Annotated in this window: 22 protein-coding genes, 2 tRNA genes, 1 other RNA gene and 1 other annotated feature (1 of these 26 only partly in view); of the genes, 7 read left to right on the forward strand and 18 right to left on the reverse strand. The window is 35.2% G+C overall.

Annotation, left to right across the window (positions count from 1 at the left end):
* Positions 1–12: 12 nt before the first annotated feature.
* The 11 genes from mreD to LKE46_RS10785 all read right to left on the reverse strand — a co-directional run bounded on the left by mreD (position 13) and on the right by LKE46_RS10785 (position 9,845).
* Positions 13–504 (reverse strand): rod shape-determining protein MreD, encoded by a 492-nt coding sequence (gene mreD, locus LKE46_RS10735; RefSeq protein WP_291721805.1) that lies wholly within the window; start codon positions 502–504, stop codon positions 13–15.
* Positions 505–515: 11 nt separating this feature from the next.
* A complete protein-coding gene (gene mreC, locus LKE46_RS10740) occupies positions 516–1,376 on the reverse strand; it encodes a rod shape-determining protein MreC (RefSeq protein WP_291721808.1) in 861 nt (286 codons plus the stop codon).
* Between the two features lie 7 nt (positions 1,377–1,383).
* Complete coding sequence (locus LKE46_RS10745; protein ID WP_291721811.1) at positions 1,384–2,394, reverse strand: rod shape-determining protein; 1,011 nt, start codon at positions 2,392–2,394, stop codon at positions 1,384–1,386.
* 20 nt (positions 2,395–2,414) lie between these two features.
* Positions 2,415–3,101, reverse strand: a complete 687-nt coding sequence (radC, locus tag LKE46_RS10750) for a RadC family protein (protein ID WP_291721814.1) — start codon at positions 3,099–3,101, stop codon at positions 2,415–2,417.
* Between the two features lie 15 nt (positions 3,102–3,116).
* Positions 3,117–3,695, reverse strand: a complete 579-nt coding sequence (locus LKE46_RS10755) for a Maf-like protein (protein ID WP_291721817.1) — start codon at positions 3,693–3,695, stop codon at positions 3,117–3,119.
* 13 nt (positions 3,696–3,708) lie between these two features.
* Positions 3,709–3,969 carry a DUF4321 domain-containing protein gene (locus tag LKE46_RS10760; RefSeq protein WP_291721820.1) on the reverse strand — a complete coding sequence of 87 codons (261 nt, stop codon included), beginning with the start codon at positions 3,967–3,969 and terminating at the stop codon, positions 3,709–3,711.
* 171 nt (positions 3,970–4,140) lie between these two features.
* The gene (locus LKE46_RS10765) at positions 4,141–4,869 is read right to left on the reverse strand and encodes a hypothetical protein (protein ID WP_291721823.1); all 729 of its coding nucleotides are present in this window, start codon (positions 4,867–4,869) and stop codon (positions 4,141–4,143) included.
* 149 nt (positions 4,870–5,018) lie between these two features.
* Positions 5,019–5,921 carry a homoserine kinase gene (thrB, locus tag LKE46_RS10770; protein WP_291721826.1) on the reverse strand — a complete coding sequence of 301 codons (903 nt, stop codon included), beginning with the start codon at positions 5,919–5,921 and terminating at the stop codon, positions 5,019–5,021.
* A 54-nt stretch (positions 5,922–5,975) separates the two neighbouring features.
* Complete coding sequence (locus tag LKE46_RS10775; RefSeq protein WP_291721830.1) at positions 5,976–7,217, reverse strand: homoserine dehydrogenase; 1,242 nt, start codon at positions 7,215–7,217, stop codon at positions 5,976–5,978.
* 61 nt (positions 7,218–7,278) lie between these two features.
* On the reverse strand, positions 7,279–7,716 hold the full coding sequence (locus LKE46_RS10780; RefSeq protein ID WP_291721833.1) for an ACT domain-containing protein: 438 nt from the start codon (positions 7,714–7,716) through the stop codon (positions 7,279–7,281).
* 278 nt (positions 7,717–7,994) lie between these two features.
* Positions 7,995–9,845: an APC family permease gene (locus LKE46_RS10785; RefSeq protein WP_291721836.1), complete on the reverse strand. Its 1,851-nt coding sequence runs from the start codon at positions 9,843–9,845 to the stop codon at positions 7,995–7,997.
* 321 nt (positions 9,846–10,166) lie between these two features.
* Here LKE46_RS10785 and LKE46_RS10790 point away from each other — a divergent pair, with 321 nt between their 5' ends.
* From LKE46_RS10790 to ssrS, 3 genes are all read left to right on the forward strand, one after another.
* The gene (locus LKE46_RS10790) at positions 10,167–11,525 is read left to right on the forward strand and encodes a sigma-54 interaction domain-containing protein (RefSeq protein ID WP_291725659.1); all 1,359 of its coding nucleotides are present in this window, start codon (positions 10,167–10,169) and stop codon (positions 11,523–11,525) included.
* Positions 11,526–11,582: 57 nt separating this feature from the next.
* Positions 11,583–11,667 (forward strand) — tRNA-Leu (locus LKE46_RS10795).
* Between the two features lie 90 nt (positions 11,668–11,757).
* Positions 11,758–11,935: non-coding RNA, 6S RNA (ssrS, locus tag LKE46_RS10800), on the forward strand.
* A gap of 73 nt (positions 11,936–12,008) precedes the next feature.
* Here the strand turns inward: ssrS and LKE46_RS10805 are convergent.
* Genes LKE46_RS10805 through polA form a run of 3 tightly spaced genes read right to left on the reverse strand, consistent with a single transcriptional unit; the run spans position 12,009 to position 15,857 of the window.
* Entirely contained in the window at positions 12,009–12,557 is a 549-nt protein-coding gene (locus LKE46_RS10805; RefSeq protein WP_291721839.1) for a lytic transglycosylase domain-containing protein, read from the reverse strand.
* 13 nt (positions 12,558–12,570) lie between these two features.
* Positions 12,571–13,200: a dephospho-CoA kinase gene (coaE, locus tag LKE46_RS10810; protein ID WP_291721842.1), complete on the reverse strand. Its 630-nt coding sequence runs from the start codon at positions 13,198–13,200 to the stop codon at positions 12,571–12,573.
* A gap of 23 nt (positions 13,201–13,223) precedes the next feature.
* Positions 13,224–15,857: a DNA polymerase I gene (gene polA, locus LKE46_RS10815; RefSeq protein WP_291721845.1), complete on the reverse strand. Its 2,634-nt coding sequence runs from the start codon at positions 15,855–15,857 to the stop codon at positions 13,224–13,226.
* A gap of 228 nt (positions 15,858–16,085) precedes the next feature.
* On the opposite strand from polA, the gene LKE46_RS10820 reads away from it, so the two are divergent.
* From LKE46_RS10820 to LKE46_RS10830, 3 genes are all read left to right on the forward strand, one after another.
* Positions 16,086–16,730: a hypothetical protein gene (locus LKE46_RS10820; protein ID WP_291721847.1), complete on the forward strand. Its 645-nt coding sequence runs from the start codon at positions 16,086–16,088 to the stop codon at positions 16,728–16,730.
* 145 nt (positions 16,731–16,875) lie between these two features.
* Positions 16,876–17,568 carry an iron-sulfur cluster assembly scaffold protein gene (locus LKE46_RS10825; RefSeq protein ID WP_291721850.1) on the forward strand — a complete coding sequence of 231 codons (693 nt, stop codon included), beginning with the start codon at positions 16,876–16,878 and terminating at the stop codon, positions 17,566–17,568.
* Positions 17,569–17,590: 22 nt separating this feature from the next.
* Entirely contained in the window at positions 17,591–18,592 is a 1,002-nt protein-coding gene (locus LKE46_RS10830; protein WP_291721853.1) for a GGGtGRT protein, read from the forward strand.
* Between the two features lie 53 nt (positions 18,593–18,645).
* Here LKE46_RS10830 and LKE46_RS10835 read toward each other — a convergent pair whose 3' ends face one another.
* Positions 18,646–19,200, reverse strand: coding sequence for an MEDS domain-containing protein (locus LKE46_RS10835; protein ID WP_291721856.1), 555 nt, complete (start codon positions 19,198–19,200; stop codon positions 18,646–18,648).
* 340 nt (positions 19,201–19,540) lie between these two features.
* Between LKE46_RS10835 and LKE46_RS10840 the strand changes: the two genes are divergently transcribed.
* Positions 19,541–19,625 (forward strand) — tRNA-Leu (locus tag LKE46_RS10840).
* 109 nt (positions 19,626–19,734) lie between these two features.
* Here LKE46_RS10840 and LKE46_RS10845 read toward each other — a convergent pair.
* From LKE46_RS10845 to LKE46_RS10855, 3 genes are read right to left on the reverse strand one after another with little or no spacing between them, the layout of a single operon-like run.
* Complete coding sequence (locus LKE46_RS10845; protein WP_434735192.1) at positions 19,735–21,123, reverse strand: FAD-binding oxidoreductase; 1,389 nt, start codon at positions 21,121–21,123, stop codon at positions 19,735–19,737.
* 12 nt (positions 21,124–21,135) lie between these two features.
* Complete coding sequence (locus LKE46_RS10850; RefSeq protein ID WP_291721860.1) at positions 21,136–22,134, reverse strand: electron transfer flavoprotein subunit alpha/FixB family protein; 999 nt, start codon at positions 22,132–22,134, stop codon at positions 21,136–21,138.
* Between the two features lies 1 nt (position 22,135).
* Entirely contained in the window at positions 22,136–22,945 is an 810-nt protein-coding gene (locus LKE46_RS10855; protein ID WP_291721862.1) for an electron transfer flavoprotein subunit beta/FixA family protein, read from the reverse strand.
* Between the two features lie 137 nt (positions 22,946–23,082).
* Positions 23,083–23,275, reverse strand: a binding site (T-box leader) (it continues 10 nt past the right edge of the window).

The following is a 23,275-nucleotide window of genomic DNA, read 5'->3' on the forward strand; positions in this document are numbered from 1 at the left end:
ATCACCATTCCTTTAAAATTTCCATTCACTTATCATGTAACTCTTTCTGCAGAGTTTGTATACCATATTATACATAAATATACAAACGACCATATTATAAATACTTGTAAAAAATATATTTACCATATTCACTTCGGCACCACTTAACCACAGTATGACAAAAAGCATCATTCCCTTTAATACTGATAAGAAAAAACAGGAAATTACAGGAATAAATTTCTTTTCTCTGAATATGTTGGATCCTATAAATCCTCCAATAACACATATTATCATGTTTACAAAAGAATTTATCCAGAATCCATCAATAAAATAAATGTCCTGAAGTATTCCAGTAAATACTCCCAGCCAAAGTCCTTCATAACTTCCGCTTATAATTGAATAAGATATGGCAAATACAAAGATCAGGCTGGGATATATTGTTTTTATGGAGAAAAAAGGTACAACTGCATTGTCAAGTATAAAGAGTATTATAGATAGGGAAAATAATATTAATATCTTTTTCATATCACATCACCTTAGTACTTCACATCTATTTGATTTTTTGGAACTACTATAAGTACCTCCTGAATTTTGTCAAAATCCACATAAGGTTTTATTACAGCATTTTTCATTACCTTGCCTTTATCCAATTCCACACTTATGACACTTCCAATTCTTATCCCCTTTGGATAAGAATTATCAATTCCAGAGGTCAATATACTATCTCCCTTCTTAATTTTGGAATCAACCGGAAGATAATATATTTTTGCAAGCAAATTATTGGATTTATCTCTATATCCTTTAACAATCCCCTGTCCATAAATTTCATCCGAATTTTCCTTTTTCTCAGGTTCACCACCTACAGCAAGGTTTTCATTTGCAAGGGACTGGACTATGGACCAGTTTTTTTCCACATGTGTTACCTGTCCTACAAGCCCATCAGATGTAAGAGCAACCATCCGCCTTTTTATGCCGTCATTGCTTCCCCTGTTTATGGTAAATTGATCAAGAACATTGTTTCCGCCCTTGCCTATTATGTCACATCCTATATATTTATATTCAGCTCTTTCCTTTTTAAAGTCCAGTTCTTTCCTTAAACTGACATTTTCATTTTTTAGAGAATTATATTCTACAAGCTTATTTTCCAATTCACTATTTTTCTTAATAAGTTCTTCATTCTGGCTTTTCACAACAGAAAAGTTTATTATAAAACTCAGAAACTGTTTTATACCATTATTTAATTTGTAAACTCCGCCCTGTATAGAATTAAATGTAACTCCTGCAGTATTTCTCATAAAAAATACATTATTATTTTTTACACTAAAAGAAATTAAAATTAAAAATGTAACTGACAGTACGACTATAGTAACCGCCAGTTTATTTCTAAAGAATTTCATAATACCGCTATTTTCTGCTGGATACTATTTTATCTATAGTATCCAGTGCCTTTCCTGCACCTAATGCTACACAATCCAAGGGAGTTTCCGCTACGTGAACTGGAATATGTGTTTCTATATTTATAAGTTGGTCTAATCCTCTTAACATTGCTCCACCACCTGCAAGCATTATTCCTTTGTCCATTATATCTGATGCCAACTCTGGCGGAGTCTTCTCCAATGTAGTTTTTATGGCTTCTATTATGGAAACTATCGGCTCCTTCAAAGCCCCTCTTATTTCATCTTCATTTATAGCTGCCACTTTAGGAAGTCCTGTAACAAGGTCTCTTCCTCTTATTTCCATTGATTTATTTTCTCCCGTATCATAGGCAGACCCCAATTCTATTTTTACATTTTCTGCTGTTCGCTCACCTATCATAAGGTTGTATTCCTTTTTTATATAACTTATTATGGCTTGATCAAGTTCATCACCCGCAATTCGCAGTGATTTGCTCGTAACTATACCACCAAGGGATATTATGGCAACTTCCGTAGTTCCTCCGCCTATATCCACAATCATACTTCCCGTTGGCTCGTTGACTGGAAGCCCTGCACCAATTGCTGCTGCCATTGGTTCTTCCATCAACAGTACATCTCTTGCACCTGCATGCTTTGTTGCCTCTTCTATGGCTCTCTTCTCCACTTCCGTAACACCTGATGGAAAGCATACAAAAATTCTAGGACTTGTAAATGCCGATTTTGGGCTTACCTTCTCAATAAATTTTCTGAGCATTGTATGTGTAACATCAAAATCAGCAATAACACCATCTTTTAGTGGTCTTATTGCAACAATATTTCCCGGGGTTCTCCCTATCATGTCCTTTGCTTCATTTCCTACAGCCATAACCCTTTTCACATCACTGTTTATGGCAACCACCGACGGCTCTCTGAGTACTATGCCCTTGCCTTTCACATATATTAAAGTATTAGCTGTTCCTAAATCTATTCCCATATCCCTCGAAATACTAAAAAGTCCCATTTATATTTCTCCTTTCAATTTCACAATATTCCCTTTTCTTTCAAGCTTATATATTTTCCATTGCCTATTATCAAATGGTCAATGAGTTGTATTCCCAAAATTTCTCCACATTCATTCAATCTATATGTAACCTTGATATCTTCGTTGCTTGGAGATGGATCCCCTGATGGATGATTGTGGCATACTATTATTGAGGCACTGCTCTTTTTAATGGCATCGTTGAAAACCTCCCTTGGATGTACTATGGAAGAATTCAAGCTGCCTATAAATACTCTCTTAACACCTATAACTATATTTTTCGTGTTTAGCATTATAACCACAAGATTCTCCTGTTTCAAGGATCTCATCTCTTTCATCACAAGCATGGCAGCATCTTTGGAATTACATATCTTATAACTATCACCATCTCTAAAAGATACAAATCTTTTTGAAAGTTCTACTACGGCCAAAAGTTTGGCGGCCTTTGCCTTTCCAATTCCATTTATGCTGACAAGCTCCTCCATTGTAGATTCCATGATTCCATTTAATCCACCCTTATTATGTATAATCCTGCTGCTTAAAGACATTATATTTTCTCTCTTGCTTCCCGAGCCAAGGAGTACAGCCAAAAGTTCCACATTGGACAGTATTTCCGGGCCATATATGAAAAGTCTTTCCCTCGGTCTTTCATTTTCAGGTAAATCCTTGATTTTTAACATTCTATCCATACAAGATCCCCTTAACTATAGATTTACCCCCATTCCCGTTAGCATTTCACGGAGCTTGTTAAGCGGAAGTCCTACTACATTATAATAGCATCCGTGAATTTTAGGTACAAATACTCCTCCATATCCCTGAATTCCATATGCACCAGCCTTATCCTTATATTCTGATGTATTCAAGTATTTCTCTATCTGTTCATCCGATATATCAGAGAATCTAACAGTTGTTTTAACAAAATCCCTTTTTATAAGCCCTGAAGCTTTGTTTATAATTGCTACCCCGGAGTATACATCATGCTCATTTGCACTTAAAGATTTCAACATATTAAAGGCATCATCTCTGTCCCTTGGTTTACCAAGTATGTTTCCCCTGAAATATACAACAGTATCACACCCTATTATAATGGTATTCATTTCTCTCATCTTGCTGCATACATCCTGGGCCTTCCCCAAAGCCAAATTCATAACGTATTCGCCGCAATTTCCCCGGAAATCAATACTTTCTTCGCAGAAACTGCTTGCATATATATCAAAATTATCTATTAGTTTCCCTAAAAGCTGTCTTCTCCTTATGGATGAGGAAGCCAACACAATTTTCATATTCTTCACTTCCCTAGTACCTTCTATATAATATTATAGCCACAATTACGCCTATTATAGTCATTATATTGGCATTAAAATTTATTCCCAAAGTTATTGTCATAATTTTAAAACTCAATGAAAGAGGCTCCTTCATCCCTATTTCATATGAATTCTTTAAAAATTTCAAAACACTAAAGCTATTTCCCAATGCATCTCCTATAAGGCTTCCAGCTATTGCACCCAACAGTATAATAAACCATAAAAAAGCTGCATTTTTACCCGTCCCCTTCACGTAAATCCCCCTAATTAACAATATATCTAATATAGTTTATCATTTAATATAATTATAAACAAGTGTATATATTATTGTTTAAAAAAATTTTTTATTTAATCATAAAAGTGGCAGATATGATGTTAAATTACCCATACCAGCCACTTTTAATCATACATACTTAAAAATAATCTATTTTATTTTTTTGAGTATATTATATATATATATATAATTTTCTTCACAGTTATTCGGAGTAATGTTTCCCTGCATGCCTCCTATATGTTTTTTCAAATCATCCAGCAGGGCAAAATTTTTAGTGCTTCTATCTACATCCTTCAATGATGAACACCATTTTTTTAGATCATCGGTCTTTACATATTCAACATCATTATCAGCAAACTTATTTAATATCTGCAGATAGGCACTTATTATTTCTACTATTTCAGTATTACACAAGCTATCCTTTTTTACAGTAAAGTTCATATTTGAGTTGTCAATTTTTTGTGCTGCAAGCGATTTTATTATATTCTTTGCATTGTCAGATGTATATATTCCAAGAAAAGTTCTTATCTTGCCATTTTCTTCAACAAAAAATGGTGTTCCATATTTCAACAGCAGCTGTTTTTCTTTTGCTGCATTATTCTTGTCCTGATATATTCCTCCCTGCACTGCTGTAAATTTTACTTCTGTTCCATCTACCGCAGCCTTTTCATCACTTTTTCCTGTATCAGTGTTACTATGACTTATAGTTCTATCAGTATTATCCATGCTTTGGGAGGCCTCTTTGGAATCATAGCTGTTCATAAGCAGTTTAGACGCAGCAGTTCCTATAATAAACGCTGCAACAAGTATAATTGCTATCATAAATATAAAAGTTTTTGTACCTTTCTCCCTCTTGAGATCATATCGTGTGTAATTCATTTTTTCACCTCATTTTTTCTAAATGTTTATACTATATTTATATATAAGTATCAGGTGAAAAAAATATTACCTTTTTAAGGCAATTTCATATAAAAAATCACTATCGATCTGTAAAATACTACAATAGTGATTTAATTTCCTATATAAATTTATTTCAAAAGCTTTACTCCATTCAAATCCGGTTCAAGCAAAATTACATTCCATTCATCTTCAAGTCCACTTAAAAACTTCTTAATTGAATTCATAAATTCACCTTTGTTCTCGTCAGCGATTACTGCCATTAACGTCGGCCCCGAACCACTTATAAATTCACCAACGGAACCCAGCTCTTTACATTCTTCAAAAATGAGTTCACAATTTTTTATAAGATTTTTCCTATAAGGCTGATGAATTCTGTCCTGAAAACAGACCCTGAGTGTGTCAAGCTCACTGTTGTTCAAGGCATTTACAAGCATTGCAGCCCTAGATACATTAAATATACAGTCTTCCTTTGAATAGGATTTAGGAAGAACCTTCCTTGAAAGTGCAGTATTTACTTCAAAAGAAGGAATCATCGCCACAAATTTCAACTGAAGTGGCAGGTTAACCCGTGAATAAGTTATTTTGTTATCTTCCTTTAGAGAGATTACCATGCCTCCCAATGCCGCAGGTGCTACATTATCTGGATGGCCCTCTATTTCAGTAGCCAGCGAAATCAAGTCATCTATAGACATATTGCTGCCAATAATTGAATTTGCAGCTGCTATACCTCCAACTATACAGGAAGAACTGCTGCCAAGCCCCCTTGACATTGGTATGTCACACTTTGTAACGTCTATTTTCACACCATCACAAAAATAATCCTGTCTTTCCATAGTAGTCTTTATACTCTTATATATTAAGTTATCTCTAAAATCTCCAGGAGCTCTAATTCCTTTATTGTATATCTCTGTTTCACCATTTATTTCCTCAACTTCAATTTCATTGTACAGATTTAGAGCCATTCCTAAAGTATCAAATCCCGATCCCATATTGGCAGTAGTGGCCGGTATTCTGACTTTAATTTTAGACATGTTATATCCTCCCCTTTAACATTCAAGTTCATAAAATTCCAGCACGAAAAGAAACTACTTGTCTAAAATCAACAATTTCTTTATGGATTCAACAAATTCACTTTGTTTTACAGCCTCCATGTATTTGTCAATTTCACATTCACTTTCCGCTTTTACAAAGGCAGCAACTTCATTTTCATCCTTTGAAACTGCATTGGAGAAAATGTAACTGTTCCCAAAATTATCAGTAATGCTTTCAATAACCTTTATTCTGTCATTTGTCTTTACTCTGAGAAGCCATTTGCCTTCCGAGTCCCAGTTTTTATTTACTTCTGCTTTTTCATCATTTAAGGAAATAACCTCATCTTTATGCATGATTATATCTGCAATATCAGCAAATACCGAACTTGCCGTAGGGAACATTCCCGCTCCTTTTCCAGAAAACATCACATCACCTACTGCATCGCCTTTCACTAAAATTGCATTGTACTCATCCTCAATTCTTCCAAGTACGGAATTTTCCTTTATCATAACAGGTCTCACAGATGCATATACACGGTCATTGTATTTTTTGCTGATTCCAAGAAGTTTTATGCTGCATCCTTCCATTTTTGCATATCTGAAATCTTCCTGATCGATACAGGTAATTCCTTCTATTTTCATATCTTTCCAATACACTCTTTTATTATACGCTATAGTAGAAAGTATGGATAATTTTCTTGCCGCATCATAGCCCTTCACATCCGAATCAGGATTTGCCTCTGCAAATCCGAGTTTCTGAGCAAGCTTCAGCGCATCTTGATAATCCATATTTTCATGATTCATTTTCGAAAGTATAAAATTAGTGGTACCATTTAATATGCACTCTATACTCTCTATTTCATTTCCAACAAGACAGTCATTCATTGATTTCAGTATAGGTATTCCTCCTCCAACACTTGCTTCAAAATGAATTGTAACCCCATTCTGATTTGCCAGATTCAAAAGTTCATGCCCATATTCTGCTATCAAATCCTTATTGGCTGTAACAACATGTTTTTTCATTTTTAAAGCTCTCTTTACATATTCATAGGAGGGATTGAGCCCTCCCATAGCTTCTACAACTATATCAACTCTTTTTCTGAAAATATCCTCTATATTGTCGGTCAACAGGTTTTTATTCTTGCTGCCAACATGCTTTTCAATATTTCTAACTAAAATATTGGATATTTCAAGTTCCTCATTCAATCTGTTTTTAAATTTATCCTTATTTTTTGATATGAGTTCAGCTACCCCACTGCCTACAACCCCATATCCAAGCATAGCTATAACCGCCATGTTTATATGCCTCCCTTTTATTTATATATAAAAATCCAGCCTTATTAAGGCAGATTTTATATTACTCAACTGCTACAAGTCTCACACTTACTACACTGTCTATAGATTCCAGTTCCTCAACCAGCTGGTTGGTGTCAACAGAAAGCTTTGACGCATCAAAAGTTATAGAAACACTGGCTGCATTGTTTATAGGTATATCCTGATTTATAGTGAGTATGTTTCCATGATTTTGTGCTATCTTGTCAATTATCTTTGACAGCGTACCTGCTTTGTGCAAGATCATAAACCCAAGTGTAATCTTGTGCCCCACTGTACCTTCCGACATTGCAAACACTGAATCCTTGTATTTATAATAAGTGCTTCTGCTTATTCCAACCTCTTTCGTTCCCTGTGATATGTCCTTCACCTTTCCGGTCCTGAGAAGTTCCTTAACTTTCACAACTTTTAGAAATACGTCTGGAAGGATCTCCGAATCGATTATCAAAAATTTATTGTTCATAGCTTCCTTTCTGTACGTCTTTCGCGTACAAATGTACGCTCTTGAAATTTATATTTTTTATATTAGCATATATTAGCTAAAAATTCAACATATTTTTCATCATGCCTGTCCCTTTGATATCACCATTTCTCCATGTATTAAAACGTTGACATTTATTATTATAATAAATGTCAACGTTTTATATAATTAATATCTTATAAAACTGGCGCTATAATCACATTAATACAAAAGATTGGACTTCAAAAATATTTTTGAAGTCCAATCTTTTATACAGAATCTTATTTCTCTACTATTATATATGGCACTGTAACTATAGCTATATTTCTCCTCTTGAGTAACATTGTCCTAATTATAAGAGATGTCTGGTTATGAAGTATATTTCCCCACCATTTTGTTACAACGAATTGCGGCAGAACTACAGTCACTGTATCTTTAGGCCCTGCAGAATACTCCTCTGATTCTATAAACTTGATGAGAGGTCCTACTATGCTCCTATAAGGGGATTTCTTTATTATTATAGGTATCCCAATGTCATATTCATTCCATCTTTTTAAAAGTCTATCTGTAGCTGCATCATTTACTGAAACATGAAATACTATTATATTGTCGGATATTGTTCTTGCATAGTTCAATGCCTTTAGAAAAGATTTGTTCAATGTATCTATAGGTACTATCACATATCGCTTCTGTTCTTCAAAGTTTATCTCTTTGGGCCTCTGATCTATAGACAATTTTAACTGCCTTGCAACCTCAGAATAATGTTTTTTTATAATGAGCATGAAGTACACAAGTAGAGGTATCAATATGAACACAACCCACGCTCCATTTAAAAATTTTGTTATACCAAGTATGACCGCCGTTGCAAAAGTTACAAAAGCACCTATTCCATTTATCATTGATTTGTATTTCCAGCCGTTCTCCTTTTTTCTATTCCATCTTATAAACATTCCCAGCTGTGAAAGTGTAAATGATATAAATACTCCTACTGCATAAAGCGGCATTAAATAGTGAGTATCACTATCGAATATAATAACCAGTATAATTGATATAAATCCAAGTGCTACAATCCCATTTGAATATCCAAGCCTCTTCCCCCTCTTTGCAAACTGCCTTGGAGCAAACCCATCTTTGGCTATATACGCAAGGAGCATAGGAAGTCCTGCAAATGCGGTATTGCTTGCAAGTATGAGTATTATGGCAGTAGCAATCTGGACTATATAGAAAAATATGTTTGTACCAAATACCTGCGATGCAATCTGGGCTACTACAGTTACCTGCGGATTTGGAACTGCATGATAAAGTGTCGCCAAATATGACAGTCCCCCGAATATCATAAATACAACCAGTGAAAGCATCCCAAGTACCTTCTTGGCATTTTTCTGCGAAGGTTCCTTAAAATTAGGTATTGCATTACTCACCGCTTCAATACCTGTCAGTGCCGTACATCCGGAAGAAAAAGCCCTCAAAAACAAGAATAGCGTTATATCTCCAGTAATTTCAGGAACCTTGTAAATTGGTGAGGGCACATACCCTAAAATTTTCACTTTAAAGATTCCCCAAATTATCATTATAAGTGTTACTATCATAAATATATAAGTTGGTACTCCGAAGGTTTTTGATGATTCTCTAAGTCCCCTCAGATTTCCTATAGTCATAATAACTATCAGCATTACGGTTATTGTAACTTTATAGGGCAAAATTTCCGGAATAGCCGATGTTATAGCCGCCGTTCCTGCGGACGCACTAACGGCAACAGTGAGTATATATCCTACAGTAAGAGATGCACCTGCTACTAGCCCTGGAATTGTTCCAAGATTATCCTTGGCTACAATGTAGGATCCTCCGCCTCCGGGATATGCATCTATAGTTTGCCTGTACGAGAGAGTAACCAGAAACATTAAAAAGACAATACACAGTGCTGCAAGAAACATGTATTTATATGATAATATTCCCAGTACAGGTATAAGCACCCATAGTATTTCCTCTCCTGCATAGGCTACTGATGAAATTGCATCGCTTGATAGTATGGGCAGGCCCCAAAAAACATTGAGCTTCTCATCTTTTAATTCTTCCGTCTTAAGGCTTCGGCCAACTAGAGCATCTAAAAATTTTCCCAACCTGAATATCATTTTTCAGCACCTCTAAATGTAAATTTTCAATTAATTTGATACTAAATGATTATATATTATTATTTTGTTTTGTCATAACCTTATCCTAATTGTTTAAAGGGCATTTAAAAGCAAATTTCTGAATTTTTCTCCATATATAAATATTTTGGGCTGTTTTTTAATATAATTCTCAAACTTTTATTGTCAATAGGGAAATGCTATACTTAGTATGAACATTTGTAACAACAACATACATTTAAATCTATAGCGAGGATGATATCTTTGAATAATTATAAAAATATTGATGCCGATGCAAATACATTGTATGAATGTGGTTGTAATATGCTGGAAAACAGCTTATTATCTCCTGTACTTCAAGCAATTCTCAATTCCGTATATGACGGCATCATAATAGTTGATAAAAATCTGCTTATTAAAAAAGTAAATTCTACTATTTTAAAGATGTTCGAAATAGACGAGAAAACCATATATAAAATCCATATAAATGAAATTTGCATGGAAAACTCACTGTACTCAATATTGTCCAAGGAACATCAAATTTTAGATGCAGATTACACCTTTTCAACAAATAATAAAAAAATAAGATGTGTAGTCAATATAGTTCCTATAAAAGAAATCGGCAGTACATATGGATTCATATTTTCAATAAAGAATACAGAAAAGCTTCATAAGATAGTAAATAATGTAGTTGGCTACAAGGCTTCCTTTACATTTGACGATATTATCACAAGATCTGAAAACATGAAGGGTATTATAAATCTTGCCAAAAAGGCTGCAAAAACAGACTGCAGCATATTAATTGAAGGTAACAGCGGAACAGGGAAAGAAGTATTTGCCCAGTCCATACACAATTACAGCAGAAGACATCCCGGTCCATTTGTAGCTATCAACTGTGCTGCAATCCCCAGAGAATTAGTTGAAAGTGAACTTTTTGGATATGAGAAAGGTGCTTTTACAGGGGCTTCAAAAGGTGGTTATCCAGGAAAATTTGAGCTTGCAGATGGAGGAACAGTATTTCTGGATGAAATAGGAGAACTTCCACTTGACGTTCAATCTAAATTATTGAGATTTCTGGATAATCTGAAGCTAGTACGTGTTGGAGGCACTCATGAAAAATCTATAGATGTGAGAATTATAGCCGCCACAAACAAATTACTTGAAAAAGAAGTGGAAAACAAAAACTTCAGAGGCGATCTATATTATAGATTAAATGTCATGAAATTGAATTTGCCCCCACTTGAAAGGAGAATTGAAGATATAGAGCTTCTTGTAAGGTACTTTATAGACAAATTAAATATTAAAAATTCCTGCCATCCTAAATATGTAGATTATGAATATATTGAAAAACTGAAATTGCATAAATTCAATGGCAATATAAGAGAGTTGAGAAATATAGTTGAAAGGTCCTATTATCTGTGTGAAAATACAATTATAACAAGCAAGTATCTTGTTTATCGTGGTATAAACTCAGATAACGAAATTCATTCCGGGAAAAACAAACCCATACTCCCACTGGATGAAATAGAAAAGCTCTATATACAGGATGCTCTGGAGCACTTTCACGGTAATGCACCAAAAGCTGCCGAGGCCTTAAAAATAGGAAAAGCAACAATATATCGCAAAATAAAAAAATTTAACATAGATTTAAATACGTTTAGTAAAGAAAATAATATGAATTAAACAGTTGACAACCTGAATAAATGTAGTTATAATACTAACTGTATTGATTGAGTCTGTGCGAGAGTGGCGGAATAGGCAGACGCGCACGTTTGAGGGGCGTGTGAGTAAAATCGTACGGGTTCAAGTCCCGTCTTTCGCACCATTGTTTGAGTAGTTCCGGCTTTTGAAAATGTTTGCAAAAGCTTGTTGACTTTATTCAACGTAAGTTTTATAATATGTCTTGTAGAAACTTTGGTTTCTGAAATATTCGTTAGGCTTTAATTTGAACCTACATTACTAAAAAGGGAGTTCAATATTTAGATACCTATATGTATCCTTTGAGACGTAGGAATTGATAGAAGTATCTGTGAGGGCACCCACCTGTCGAGAGATAGGTGTCAAATAGAGTTCAACGGTATTTTGGATATTGTTTTAAAAGATAAAGAGAGATGTAACAATCTCTCTTTTTTTAATCTATATAACATAAATTGAAGTATATATACTTCAATTTATGTTATATAGATATTTATACACTTTATAGCTTACTTTTACCTTCTTCACATATTTATCCGTTTCCTTAAACGGTATATAGTGCAGATTCTTTCCGTCATAAGAATGTCCTGAGTCCTTGAGCCACTTCTGGACATTTCCCCTTCCACCATTGTAGGCCGCAAGCACGAGATCCATATTTCCGTTGAATTCATTCTTCAGGTTGTTCATGTACCAGCACCCCATTTGTATATTAAACCTTGGATCATTGAGCATACTATCTTTAAAATCAGGTATATTCATTTTTTCTGCAGCCCAGCTGGCGGTGTCAGGAGTTATCTGCATAAGTCCTATTGCATTTTTGTTCGACCTAACATTTTCCTTGAATCCGCTTTCCGTTCTTATAACCGACATAACCAGATAAGGATCCAAATCATATTTTTGTGAGTATTCCTTTATGTAGTTAACATATTTTAAGGGATAAAAGTACCTTACTATATTTTTTGCGTTGACTACAATTAAAATCAAAATCAATATAGTAATTATTCTCTTTATAAATTTCAATATTGAGTATGTCCTAAATATCAAATTTAGGACACTTCACCCCCTTGTATTTCATAGTTATTCTAATAAATATATCCTTTAAATTTTGCCTGGTGCTGCAGATATCTCCGGAATTGTCCAATATAAAGGTGGCATATTTTTTCTTTTCATTCAATGTCATCTGTGAATTAATTCTAAGCAATACTTGATTAGTAGTAAGCCTATCCCTCGTTTTCACCCTGTTTATCTGGGTATCAACGTCCACCCAAACAAGTATGATTTCATCCATATATATATGAAATTTATTTTCTATAAGAGTCGCCCCATCCAGCACACAAACATCACTGCCATAATTTTTCAGTCTGTCTATCTCTGAAAATATATCTTTTTTTATGAAGGGCATAATTATATTTTCATATTTAGATTTTAAAATTTTCTCTGAAAATATATAGTCTCCAAATTTCTTTCTGTCAAGGTTACCCCTGCAATCAAAGAAATTGCTTCCAAATACTATTCTTATACCATTTATTATTTCAGGATATCTACCCAATACATTTCTACTTATCACATCCGCATCTATCACGGAAATCCTGTTATTCCTCAATATAGTAGATACAGTACTCTTTCCACTACCAATTCCTCCTGTAAGTCCTATCAATACCATACTATACCACCTTTTGATAAATATTATTTTATTTCATACCAATTATTTCCCATATTCATGTCTACTTCAAGTGGAACTTTTAGAGAAACTGCATTTTCCATCTGGAATTTCAAAATATCCTTGACCTCGTCAATTTCATCCTTGTATACATTCAAAATAAGTTCATCGTGCACTTGAAGTATCAATCTGCTCTTCAATTTTCTGGTGTTAAGCTCATTGTACACATTTATCATAGCCATTTTAATAATATCCGCAGCACTTCCCTGTATAGGCGTGTTCATTGCAAGTCTCTCCCCCAGGGACCTGACTACCTTGTTTGAGGAGTGCATTTCCTTTATGAATCTCCTCCTGTTCATTATAGTAGTTACGTATCCAGTCTCTTTTGCGCTTTTCACAATATCGTCCATATACCTTTTTACATTGGGATATCTTTTAAAATAGGTATCTATATAGTTTTTAGCCTCGCTTCTGGTTATATTGAGATCCTTTGACAGGCTAAAATCGCCAATACCATATATTATGCCAAAATTAACGGCTTTTGCATTGCTTCTCTGCCGTTTTGTAACTTCATCTATAGGTACATTGAACACCTCGGATGCCGTCTTTGTATGAATGTCGCTATGATGTTTAAATGCATCTATTAAATTTTTATCGTCTGCAATATGTGCAAGTACCCTGAGTTCTATCTGTGAATAATCTGCAGACATTATAACACAATCACAATTTTCAGGCACAAATACCTTCCTTATTTCCTTTCCCATCTCATATTTCACAGGTATATTTTGAAGATTTGGCTCCGTACTTGAAAGTCTGCCAGTGGCAGTTACAGTCTGGTTGAAATTGGAATGAATTTTTCCATCCCTGTCTATAACAGCACTTAAACCTTCCACATAGGTAGAATATATTTTTGATAGCTGCCTGTAATAAACTATCTTTTCAATTACCGGATGTTTATCCATAAGCTTTTCCAGTACCTGAACATTTGTAGAATATCCCGTCTTGGTCTTTTTTATGACTGGAAGATCCAATTTTTCAAAGAGTATTTTTCCAAGCTGTTTTGGAGAATTTATATTGAATTCTTCTTCTGCAAGTTCATATATCTCTTTTTGCACCCTGTCTATTTCCGCTTTGAATTTTACACCAAGTGACTGCAGTTTATCCTTATCTACTTTAAAGCCTTCACATTCCATTGAAGACAGTACATGAACGAGTGGAAGCTCCATCTCATACATGAGCTTCTCCATATCCGCCTCTTCTATTTTAGCCTTCAAACACTTATAGATATTCTCAAGCAGAGAAGTAGCCTTCTCCATAAATTTATCGTCTTCCTCCGGGATATCAAAACCTGCATACTTTTTTATTATACTTTTCAAGTCTAAATTATCTGACGGATTCAATATGTATGCGGCTATTTTGATATCAAAAATTACACTTTGAAGATCAATGCCCATTTTATATAATATACTGTAGGCGGTCTTAACATTATACCCGACCTTTTCTATATTGATTTTGCTAAATAGTTTATGCAGCAGTTTCCCTGCAGATTTGTTATCCTCATCCAGTATGGATTTTATTGAAACTACATAATTGTGCCCAGAAAATCTTATAAATATTCTGTCGATATAACTCTCCGAATAAATTTGTTCCTTCGATGTGGTGAAATTTATATATAGTATTTCATTTCCGCCGGCCTCCTCCACCAATCCTACAAGATTCCTGAATTTATCAATATCATCTACATTTTCAACATTCACTTCTATTTTGCTACTTTTATCTTCCAGTTCCTTAAATCCAGGTATTTTGTTCATCAATGACTTGAACTGCAGTTTTTCAAACAAATCCCTGAGTCCCGGAACATTATAACTATCCTTTGATTTTATTGAATCCAGGTTTATTTCAATGGGAACATCCTTGACAATTGTAGCAAGTTTTTTGCTGAATACCGCCTGCTCACTATATTCCTTCAAATTTTCCTTCAATTTTTTCCCCTTTATATTGTCTATATTTTGAAGTACATTTTCAAGGTTTTTATACTCCTTTATAAGCTTGAAGGCAGTTTTCTCACCTATTCCGGGAACACCAGGTATATTATCGGAACTATCTCCCATAAGACCTTTCACATCTATAAACTGATCTGGAGTTATTCCATAATCCTCAAGCATTCTATTCCTGTCATATATTTCTTTTTCCGTTATACCTTTTTTTGTTATTACTATATTTATTTTGTCGGAAGCAAGCTGAAGCAGATCCCTGTCACCAGTCACTATGTAAACTTCTATTCCTCTTCCTTCTGCAAACGAAGAGAGAGTTCCCATTATATCATCAGCTTCAAAACCATCTATTTCAAATGTATCTATGGACAAAAGTTTCAAAATCTCTTTTAAAACCGGGAATTGCTCTGACAGCTCAAGAGGCATTTTCTTTCTCCCTGCTTTATATTCTCCATATTTTTCATGTCTGAAGGTAGGTACACTCCTGTCAAAAGTACAAACTATATAATCAGGAGACATTTCCTCCTTCATTTTCAAAAGCATATTCACGAAACCATAAACTGCATTTGTATGAAGTCCCTCATCATTCGTAAGCTCTGGGAGCGCATAAAACGCCCTGTTCATCAAACTATGTCCATCCAATATCAATAATCTTTCGTCAGCCATTTAACTACTCCTTTTATCTTAATGCTTTACTAATATTCTATCACATTATTTTTTATTATAATATCAATATCCACTATATATTGAATTTATGCTTTCTTGTACTATTTTACACAATATATACCTATAAACAAATAAAATCATAACTCTAATTATGTTTTTCATACCCCGTGTACATTTTAAAAATTTCTGGTAAAAGACTAAAATTACATTATAAGAGGGTTGATTTCCATGATTTTAAATTATAATTTTTATAATAATATTCCAATATTCAAGTGTACTTTATGCGGCCAATGTTCTGGAACGCTTGAATCTACTTCATATACCAATATCAAAAATAGAGGCTGCTGCTGGTATTTTCCTGAATACAGATTGATAGATATAAAGAACATCATAAACAGCGGTAATATGCACTTTATATTGAATCTGGCCTCCCTGTCAAATTCAATAATAAAGAAATACTCCATACTAGTAAAAGGTATATTCTTCAAAAATGAATATATGAATTTCATTAAAAGCCGAGTAAAAAATGTAGATTTCAACAGATCTCTTTTTTTTAAATTGTGTCCATTTCTAGGGGACAACGGATGCAAATTAGACTTTCCATTAAGGCCTCACCCATGTAATCTATATCTGTGCAAAAATGTAATAAAATTATGCAGACAACATTACTCACCTTACAGCAGGGAACGGAAAGACTATTACGCCTACTGCAATTATTGTAATGAGTGCATGAAGGAGGATCTGGAAAAAAATGGAGTAAATTTACTTGAAAATATAGAAAGATCTCTTCAAGTAATAAAGAAATCCAGTATACCAAATTTCTGTCCTCAAAATCCTAATCCAATACATTTTAGTCCTGCTCAAAACTTTTAATAATTATCTATTGAGATAAAATTATATGTTTGATAGAATTATATTGATCGTAGTTATTTATGCTTTCATTGGGATTATTTTAGTCCCAGTGGGATAGTTATAAAACCGCACAAAATATTTATAAGTGAAGAAAGGAGATAAATTTATGATTTATTCAACAGAAGTGGACAGAATGTGCTGCGTAGCTAAGGGCCCAAATCATGGACCAGCCCCAATTCCAGAAGAGGGAAAATGGGTTCAGGCTAGAGAAATCAAAGATATATCGGGATTGACTCATGGTGTGGGCTGGTGTGCTCCACAGCAGGGTGCATGCAAGCTGACTTTGAATGTTAAAGATGGTATTATACAGGAGGCCCTGATTGAAACCATAGGCTGTTCAGGTATGACTCATTCAGCTGCTATGGCATCTGAAATACTGCCTGGAAAAACTATACTTGAGGCGCTGAATACCGACCTTGTATGTGATGCCATAAATGTGGCAATGAGAGAATTATTCCTCCAGATAGTCTATGGAAGATCTCAGACTGCCTTTTCAGAAGGTGGCCTTCCAATAGGGGCAGGCCTTGAAGATTTAGGTAAAGGACTGAGAAGCCAGGTAGGCACAATGTATGGAACAAATGCAAAGGGTACAAGATACCTTGAAATGGCAGAAGGTTATGTAAATCACATAGCCCTCGATAAAAACAACCAGGTGATTGGTTATGAGTTCATAAGCCTCGGTAAAATGATGGACATGATTAAAAAAGGTACCGATCCTGCTGAAGCTGTCAAAAAAGCTACAGGTACATACGGAAGGTATGCTGAAGCTGCAAAAATTATAGATCCGAGAGAAGAATAGAAGATAGGAGGAATAAATTATTATGGCATTATTTGAAAGTTATGAAAGAAGAATAGATCAGATCATACCCGTGTTAAAAAAATATGGTATCAATTCAATAGAAGAAGCCAAAGCTGTCTGTGATGAAAAAGGTATAGATGCTTACAATATAGTTAAGGGTGTTCAGCAGATTTGCTTTGAAAATGCCTGTTGGGCATATACAGTAGGTGCCGCAATAGCTATAAAGAAAGGCTGTACTAAAGCTGCCGAGGCCGCTGAAGCCATAGGAGAGGGACTTCAGGCATTTTGTATACCAGGATCTGTTGCAGATGACAGAAAAGTAGGATTAGGTCACGGAAATTTGGCTGCAATGCTTTTAAGAGAAAATACCAAGTGTTTTGCATTTCTTGCCGGACATGAATCCTTTGCTGCTGCCGAAGGTGCCATAGGTCTTGCAAATTCAGCCAACAAAGTAAGAAAAGAGCCTCTCAGGGTTATATTAAATGGACTTGGAAAGGATGCCGCTTTTATAATATCAAGAATTAACGGCTTTACCTACGTTCAGACTAAATTTGACTATTACACCGGCAAACTCCAAATAGTCAAAGAAACAGCCTATTCAGACGGAGAAAGATCAAAAGTAAGATGTTATGGTGCAGATGATGTTAGAGAGGGTGTTGCAATAATGCATCATGAGGGTGTGGATGTATCCATAACCGGCAACTCAACCAACCCGACAAGATTTCAGCATCCAGTTGCAGCAACATATAAAAAGGAATGTTTTGCCCTCGGCAAAAAATATTTTTCAGTTGCTTCAGGTGGTGGTACAGGCAGAACTCTTCATCCGGACAATATGGCTGCCGGCCCTGCTTCCTATGGAATGACAGATACTATGGGAAGAATGCATTCCGATGCCCAATTTGCGGGATCATCATCGGTTCCAGCCCATGTTGAAATGATGGGACTCATAGGAATGGGCAACAATCCTATGGTTGGAGCTTCCGTTGCAGTAGCTGTTGCTGTCGAAGAAGCCATGTCAAAATAATATTATATAAAAAAGTTCTGCATTATGTACCCTGCAGAACTTTTTCATGAAATTTAAACACCAAGCAATCCTTTAGAATTTACCAGCCTGTTCTTGTACAATCTATAAGAATGACTTTCATAGGATTTCTCCATAATTTCATCATCTATAATTCTTTTCTCATCCAAATAATCTTCAAAATCGTATGTACATATCACAGATGTCCTTGTATTCGAAATAAGTCTTGTAATATCAAAATCAATTTTCAGGAAATCTTCTTTAGATGTATGGGATATCAAATAAGCTACATCTATTATGAAACTCAACCCCTTAAATCCTCTCTTTACAATTTCATTTTCACATTTCAAAAGTTTTTCCTTGATTTCATTTTTACTTAAGGAATTGTAGATATTAATCATCCTACAAACATCTGAAATTTGCAAGCTGTTGTTTTTATTTATTTCAGTAAAGCCCTTAATATTACTATATAATTTATCATCAACAATTAGGTATATAAAATTTCCTTCTTCTATACATAATTTTATATATTGGCACATACTTACATATAGATGTTCCAATCCAAAATAGTAGAATGAAGAGTGACATCCAAAAACGTTTTTATTTCTCATAATCATTATCCTCACAATTAAATTTATTATTTATATTCTACATAATATTTAAATATTCCTCTTAATATTAATTAAATCCAATTAAAAATTTCTTTCATTTATCACTATATTATATTATTTTTATCCTCTTTTAGAGCATATACTGTATATTTAGACATTTCACTGTAACAACATAATACTATATACTAATCAATATATGCATCTAATATAATTATACTACATATTGCCATTAATTTCCATAAAAAATTTTTTTATAGGATATTTGGGATTATCACTTGACGGAAAATGTCATCTATGATATTATACTTTTGTTGCTTGTTAAGATGATTTAAACGATTATGCCGATGTGATGGAATTGGCAGACTTGCTTGACTCAAAATCAAGTGTCTTCGGGCGTGTCGGTTCGAATCCGACCATCGGCACCAAAAGTTAAAAACCCTTGAAGTCATTTATAAATGATTTCAAGGGTTTATTGTTGTTATATATAAAATTAAAACCGCAGGACGGGTTGTTTTCCCATCTTGCAGTTAATGTCTAATCTAATATATCTCCAGAATTGAGGATTCCATTTGGATCAAAGACTTTCTTTATCCCATCCATAATTTCAATTTCCTTATTGCTGAATTGAAGGTTCATATGTTTTTTTCTCGTCTTTCCTGTTCCGTGTTCGGCCGTAACAGTTCCTCCATATTTTATAGCAGTTTCATACATCTTCTCTTTGAGTTCTTCATAATAAGCAGGCAGCTGTCCATTATCACCCATGATAAAATTGTGAATATTTCCGTCTGCTATGTGTCCAAGAGATACTATGGAATTTTCATATTGCTCCGCAAACTCGGCCACATCATCAAGAAAATCAGGCACGGATGACGGCGGAACCGCTATATCAAGTGCATCTGCTATATTGTCCCTATATGGTCCATAGGCATTGCTCCTTATTTCCAATATATGCCTTTGTTCTTTAGGTGTCTCTGCTATAATACTGTCTACAGCACCATTTTTTTCACATATATCCACGATCTTCTCACTATTGGCATAGAGTTCATCTTCATTAGCTGCATCAATTATAAATATCAGATCCACGGAACCTTTTGAAGCGGGCCAGACAGTATCCAGCTGCTCTGCAGATTTATTGGCAATAATTCTGTCCATATACTCTACTGCCAGCGGTGTAATCCCTTCCTGTATTACATCAGGTACTGAATCACAAGCTTCTCTCCTCGTGTTGAATGAAACTATAAGTGTACCTGAATACTGGCTTCTAGCATAAAGCCTCAATGTAACTTCAGTTACAATTCCAAGAGTACCTTCACTTGAAATTATCATATTGAGCAGATCATATCCCATATTGTTCTTAAGAAGCTTTCCACCGGCCTTTATTATTTCTCCCGTAGGAAGAACTACCTCCAGTTCCTTGATATGATTCCTCATGACTCCGTGTTTTACAGCTCTTGTACCTCCGGCATTGGTTACTACCATTCCTCCAACCTGTGCACCTTCATCTCCAGGATGTATAGGAAAGAATAGTTTTCCCTGCTTGTTGAGAACTTCGAGAAGCTGTGCAAGAGTAACCCCTGCCTGGACAGTAATCATCAAATTCTTTTCATCCAGATCAACAACTTTGTTTAATCTCTCCAATGATAAAATTATGGAAGGCTTGGTAGGTATGGCTCCACCGACAACTCCCGTACCTCCACCTCTTACAGTTACAGGTACAAGTGCTTCATTAGCATACTTGAGTATATCCGATATCTGCCCTGCTGATTCAGGCTTGACCACTATACAGTTTTCCGATGCACTCGGTCGGAGAAGTGGTTCAGTCTCATCATAAAGATATCCTTGAATATGAGACAGATCACTTGTAACCCAATCATCTCCCACAATTTTCTTTAGATTATTTTCAACTACATTAATTTCCAACATTTACACTCCAATCTAACAGTTGCTTATTTGTAAACTGCCTTGCTTTATTTTATTTATTAAATCAGGAATAACCTTGTATATATCATCTACTATTCCATAATCAGCTACATTGAATATTGGAGCTGATGGATCCGTATTGATTGCCACTATGAAATCAGATTCTTTCATTCCTGCAATATGCTGCGGAGCTCCAGAAATTCCACAAGCTATATATACTTTTGGTTTAACCCTGTTTCCACTGTATCCGACCTGGAACTCCTTGGATATGAATCCATCATCCACGATTTCCCGGGTAGCACCAACCAACCCGCCCAGCAGATCTGCCAATTCCTTGATCATGCTCATATCTTCAGCCTTTTTCAATCCTTTTCCTGCCGCAACAACTACATTGGCATCGGATATATCCACATCCTGTGCCTTCAGTTCATCCAATACCTCCACAAGCCTGTTTCCCGATTTTATTGGCTCTATAGAAACAACCTCACCCTTGTTTTCATCATTTCTAGGGCTTTCATCGAACTCCTTATACCTCACCGTAGCCATCTGCGGATAGGTGTCTGTCTTTATATGGGCCAGTATATTTTCACTGAAAGCAGGTCTTATCTGAACAAGTTTTCCATCCTCATCTATTTCCAATCCTGTACAATCTGCCGTCAATCCGGTTTTCAGGGCTGCTGCCAGCCTGGGTGCTATAGATCTTCCAAGGGTTGTTGCACCAATAAGACATATTTCAGGTTTGATCTTTTTTATGAGATCTTCCAAATTTGCTTCATAAATCAGCTCTTCCGGCTGGTTAAATGCATCATCAGCTGAATAAAATACCTTGTCGGCACCTCTGTATATCAGCTCCTCGGGTTTCATGCCTTCAGGTCCCAAAAGCACACTGTAAACAGGAGAATTCAATTTATCTGCAAGCTGTCTTGCCTTGCCAATTAATTCATAGCTTACCTTATGGATTTTTCCCTTTTTCTGCTCAGCAAACACGAGTATACCTTTATATTCTTTATTCATGTTAAACCTCCACCTCCAAAATCTTCTTTTTCATAAACAAACTTATAAGTTCTTCCTCTGCCCTTTCAGAGTCCTGCTGCCTGTATATTTTACCCTGTCTCTTTTCTATCTGAGGCACTTCTATTTTCTTGACTTTTGTAGGTGAACCCTTGAATCCAACAGTATCATTATCCAGATATTCCTTTAAATCCTCAAACTTTATAACTTTTATTTCCGCTTTTCTTGCTTTCATTTTATCTTTGAATGAAGGCAGTCTTGGTTGATTTATGTCCTTTGTAACTGTAATCAGCCCGGGCAGTTTTATATTTTTCAAATAGGTTCCTTCCCATATTTCCGAGCAGACCTTTATACTGCCCTCACCTACATCTGTAATTTTGCTTATATAGCTTGCATGCGGTACGTCTAAAAATTCAGCAACTTCTGGTCCAATCTGTCCTGTGTCACCATCTACGGTTTTCTCTCCAGCAATTATCAAACTGCAGTTGCCAATTTTCTTAATGGCGCTTGCCAGTATAAATGACGTAGCTTTTGTATCCGATCCTCCAAATTTTGCATCGCTGACCAATATTCCCTCATCAGCTCCCCTTGCAATACATTCCTTCAAAGCCTGTTCTGCATTTGGTGGTCCCATACTTATGGCTGTAACTTTAGCATCAATTTTTTCACTTATTTGAACTGCAGCTTCAAGTGCATTCAAGTCAAATGGATTGATTTCTGTTCCGGCAGACTTTCTGTCCACCACTCCCTTTTCTCTATCAAATTTTACTCTTTCCATATCTGGAACTTGTTTAATCAAGACCACAATATTCATCAACTATTCACCTATCCCTTTTATGAATTTGAATTGGTATGCTATCATACCTCTCTTCTATATTATAAATACAAGTTCTCATCTTAATTTTATGAATTCATCTCCTAAAATTGGGTATAAAAAAAACAGATTCTTTTCGCTGGGGCGAAAAATCTGCCGCGGTACCACCCAATTTTTTACTTAATTAACATAACGGCTCTCTACAGCCGGCACAGTCTACTTACAATTCAACCTGCAGTTCCAGGATGAGTTTCAATACGCGTACCTACAGGGCTTGCACCATTTTCCTGCTCTCTTCAAAGTATGTCACATATCTACTTGATCCTGTCA

Source organism: Clostridium sp., from assembly GCF_022482905.1.
GTDB lineage: Bacteria > Bacillota > Clostridia > Clostridiales > Clostridiaceae > Clostridium_B.

Coding starts and splice junctions, on each gene's coding strand:
- mreD (WP_291721805.1), bottom strand. CDS start 504: ATGAAAAAGATATTAATATTATTTTCCCTATCTATAATACTCTTTATA.
- mreC (WP_291721808.1), bottom strand. CDS start 1,376: ATGAAATTCTTTAGAAATAAACTGGCGGTTACTATAGTCGTACTGTCA.
- LKE46_RS10745 (WP_291721811.1), bottom strand. CDS start 2,394: ATGGGACTTTTTAGTATTTCGAGGGATATGGGAATAGATTTAGGAACA.
- radC (WP_291721814.1), bottom strand. CDS start 3,101: ATGGATAGAATGTTAAAAATCAAGGATTTACCTGAAAATGAAAGACCG.
- LKE46_RS10755 (WP_291721817.1), bottom strand. CDS start 3,695: ATGAAAATTGTGTTGGCTTCCTCATCCATAAGGAGAAGACAGCTTTTA.
- LKE46_RS10765 (WP_291721823.1), bottom strand. CDS start 4,869: ATGAATTACACACGATATGATCTCAAGAGGGAGAAAGGTACAAAAACT.
- thrB (WP_291721826.1), bottom strand. CDS start 5,921: ATGTCTAAAATTAAAGTCAGAATACCGGCCACTACTGCCAATATGGGA.
- LKE46_RS10775 (WP_291721830.1), bottom strand. CDS start 7,217: ATGGCGGTTATAGCTATGCTTGGATATGGGGTTGTAGGCAGTGGGGTA.
- LKE46_RS10780 (WP_291721833.1), bottom strand. CDS start 7,716: ATGAACAATAAATTTTTGATAATCGATTCGGAGATCCTTCCAGACGTA.
- LKE46_RS10785 (WP_291721836.1), bottom strand. CDS start 9,845: ATGATATTCAGGTTGGGAAAATTTTTAGATGCTCTAGTTGGCCGAAGC.
- LKE46_RS10790 (WP_291725659.1), top strand. CDS start 10,167: ATGCTGGAAAACAGCTTATTATCTCCTGTACTTCAAGCAATTCTCAAT.
- coaE (WP_291721842.1), bottom strand. CDS start 13,200: ATGGTATTGATAGGACTTACAGGAGGAATTGGTAGTGGAAAGAGTACT.
- polA (WP_291721845.1), bottom strand. CDS start 15,857: ATGGCTGACGAAAGATTATTGATATTGGATGGACATAGTTTGATGAAC.
- LKE46_RS10820 (WP_291721847.1), top strand. CDS start 16,086: ATGATTTTAAATTATAATTTTTATAATAATATTCCAATATTCAAGTGT.
- LKE46_RS10825 (WP_291721850.1), top strand. CDS start 16,876: ATGATTTATTCAACAGAAGTGGACAGAATGTGCTGCGTAGCTAAGGGC.
- LKE46_RS10830 (WP_291721853.1), top strand. CDS start 17,591: ATGGCATTATTTGAAAGTTATGAAAGAAGAATAGATCAGATCATACCC.
- LKE46_RS10835 (WP_291721856.1), bottom strand. CDS start 19,200: ATGAGAAATAAAAACGTTTTTGGATGTCACTCTTCATTCTACTATTTT.
- LKE46_RS10845 (WP_434735192.1), bottom strand. CDS start 21,123: ATGTTGGAAATTAATGTAGTTGAAAATAATCTAAAGAAAATTGTGGGA.
- LKE46_RS10850 (WP_291721860.1), bottom strand. CDS start 22,134: ATGAATAAAGAATATAAAGGTATACTCGTGTTTGCTGAGCAGAAAAAG.
- LKE46_RS10855 (WP_291721862.1), bottom strand. CDS start 22,945: ATGAATATTGTGGTCTTGATTAAACAAGTTCCAGATATGGAAAGAGTA.